Origin of the sequence: Symbiopectobacterium sp., assembly GCF_051710365.1 — a bacterium.
Classification (GTDB): domain Bacteria; phylum Pseudomonadota; class Gammaproteobacteria; order Enterobacterales; family Enterobacteriaceae; genus Symbiopectobacterium.
In genome coordinates this window covers 1-2167 of record NZ_JBPETA010000316.1, presented here as the reverse complement: position 1 = coordinate 2167, position 2167 = coordinate 1, and the positions used below count along the sequence as shown (strand labels likewise).

The following is a 2167-nucleotide window of genomic DNA, read 5'->3' as shown; positions in this document are numbered from 1 at the left end:
CGTGGATGATTTTCCGAATGTCGTGATGCTGCCGTTGATCACCGCCAATCAGTTGCGTCAGGGCGGTACCAGCCGTGCGGGGTTCTCCGTCACCATACAGTGTGAATCCGGGGCACTATCCAGCACCAATGTGTCAACCCTCACGGCGGCGAATGTCTCGATGGGCTTTTTGGTGAACAAGCCCGCCGCAGTGGCGGCGGCGCAGTCGTTGGGGCTGGTCACCAGCGGCGGCGACTTAACCTGGTTGCTGGATAATCAGTACGGTAGCGGAGCGGGCGAGGCGTCTGGCGTCGGTATCCGTATTTTCAACAGCCGGGGGCAAGCCATCAATCTGCTGCCGGATTTAACCTCATACGGCACCGGCAACCCGCGCGGGTGGTATGCCTTCAAAGAATTAACCACCAAGGTCTCTGCGGGTAGCACAGAGATTTATGCCGGAGATTTTACCGCATCGCTGGAAGCGATTAATCAACAACCGATTACGCCGGGGACAGTCAATGCACAATTGCAGATCATGGTCAGTTTCCAGTAGCGTGCAGAAAGCCATCAGCGGGATGCTGTGCGTGCTTTGCTTGATGGGCGCGATGCCTGCATTCGCTGTGGTCAATGTTGAAGGCACTCGCGTGATTCTGCATAACGGCGAGATGTCCACATCGCTCATGCTGTCCAATTCAGAAAAACAGCCCACGCTGGTACAGGTCTGGAGTGATGCGGGCGATCCGCTGATCCCACCCGAGCGTGCTACAACGCCGCTGATCGCCGTACCGCCGGTATTCAGTATGAAGCCGGGTGAGGAGCGTTCTTTGCGTTTGCTGCTCACCTCGCGTCAGGGGTTTGCCAATGACAAGGAATCGCTGCTGTGGCTTAACGTCTATCAAATTCCACCGAACACAGCGGAGATGACGCGCCACACGCAAAGCGTGGTGTTGCCGCTGCGCTTGCGCCTGAAGGTGTTTATTCGGCCAGCCGGGTTGGGCGACCCCAACGAGTCTGATGGCGAACAACTGCGTTTTCGTTTGCTGCAAACGGGGGGACGGGCAACAGTTGCAGGTCGCCAATCCCACCCCCTGGCATATGACGCTGACTGATATCAGCTATGCTGAACAGCGTCTGGGCAGCATCATGATGGTGGCTCCGGCGTCCAGCGTAAACCTGCCGGTAAACCGTTCGATCGTCGGACAGACGCTCAGCTATCAGCTCATCAACGATACCGGTACCCACTGGCGTTATTCCGCGACACTCTCTCCTTGATCGCGGCTGATTACACCATGCGGCCTTTCAGCAGTTTTCTCACCCAAAAACGATTCGGGTTCAACGCGGCGAGCGTTGGTGCATCGAGCGGCAACGGTTCTCCGTACAGTTGCCCTGCCAGAATTTCGGCAGCTAACGGGGCAGAGCACAATCCGCGCGATCCTAGCGCACCGATAATGAACAGATCTTCATGAACCGGTGCCACGGCCACACGTTCCGGCGTGTGCTGCTGTACGTCAAGTGACGCGTATTATTGATGTAGCGTCAGTGCGTGATCCGGCGCGGCACCGAGCAGAGGCAGGTGATCGCGCGTGGCACAGCGCACTCCTTGACGTGCTGTGCTGCGTTGCCGCTGACGTCAATGTCATTCACCCACGTTGCATCGGGCAAGCAGGCCGCGAGGCGCTGGTGATTTTCCTGCTGCTCGTCTGCGCTAAACGTGGTGGTAACCACGCCTCGCTGGTAGCTGGCACCGATACAGTGCTGCTGGTGACGAGGGCTGACGGGAGTCAGATAGCCATCGTAACAAAGGACGCGTTGCAAGCCTTGTAGCACCGGCGTGGTTGGGATATGACTTACCTGACCGCGCACCGCATAGCTGGGGAGATGCTGAGTTTGCGACCAGCCGCTGAGCTGGTGTCCATTCGCTAGGATCACCACAGGATGGGCTTTTTGCTGCCCGTTTGCCAACCTCAGTTGCCAGCCGGATGCACTTTTTTCCAGCGCAGAGACGCGAGAAGCAAAATGAACGACCAACCCGAGCGATTGTGCGTATTTCAGCTCATGGGTTGTTAGGCTGTGTCCCTTAATTGCGTAACCGGTGGTAAAACACGCGGATGCAGCCCAGTTTCACCATTGCTAGATAGTTTCTTGCCGTTTTTTCATAACGTGTGGCGATCCGTCGATATTCCTTTAA

At 57.0% G+C, this 2167-nt stretch carries 3 protein-coding genes and 2 pseudogenes; 3 read left to right on the top strand and 2 right to left on the bottom strand.

Annotated features, from left to right (window positions below):
- The 3 genes from ACTBDZ_RS17250 to ACTBDZ_RS17240 form a co-directional block, all read left to right on the top strand.
- The coding region (locus ACTBDZ_RS17250) for a fimbrial protein (RefSeq protein WP_438816200.1) at positions 1 to 532 on the top strand (532 nt) is incomplete at its 5' end.
- Between the two features lie 52 nt (positions 533 to 584).
- Positions 585 to 1088, top strand: a complete 504-nt coding sequence (locus ACTBDZ_RS17245) for a fimbria/pilus periplasmic chaperone (RefSeq protein ID WP_438816199.1) — start codon at positions 585 to 587, stop codon at positions 1086 to 1088.
- Positions 1075 to 1251 (top strand): hypothetical protein, encoded by a 177-nt coding sequence (locus ACTBDZ_RS17240; RefSeq protein WP_438816198.1) that lies wholly within the window; start codon positions 1075 to 1077, stop codon positions 1249 to 1251. Before ACTBDZ_RS17245 ends, ACTBDZ_RS17240 begins: the two co-directional genes overlap by 14 nt.
- Before the next feature lie 10 nt (positions 1252 to 1261).
- On the opposite strand, the pseudogene mnmC reads toward ACTBDZ_RS17240, so the two are convergent.
- Positions 1262 to 2046, bottom strand: a pseudogene (mnmC, locus tag ACTBDZ_RS17235) (FAD-dependent 5-carboxymethylaminomethyl-2-thiouridine(34) oxidoreductase MnmC); the annotation flags it as partial.
- A 10-nt stretch (positions 2047 to 2056) separates the two neighbouring features.
- A pseudogene (locus ACTBDZ_RS17230) lies at positions 2057 to 2167 on the bottom strand (IS5 family transposase); the annotation flags it as partial.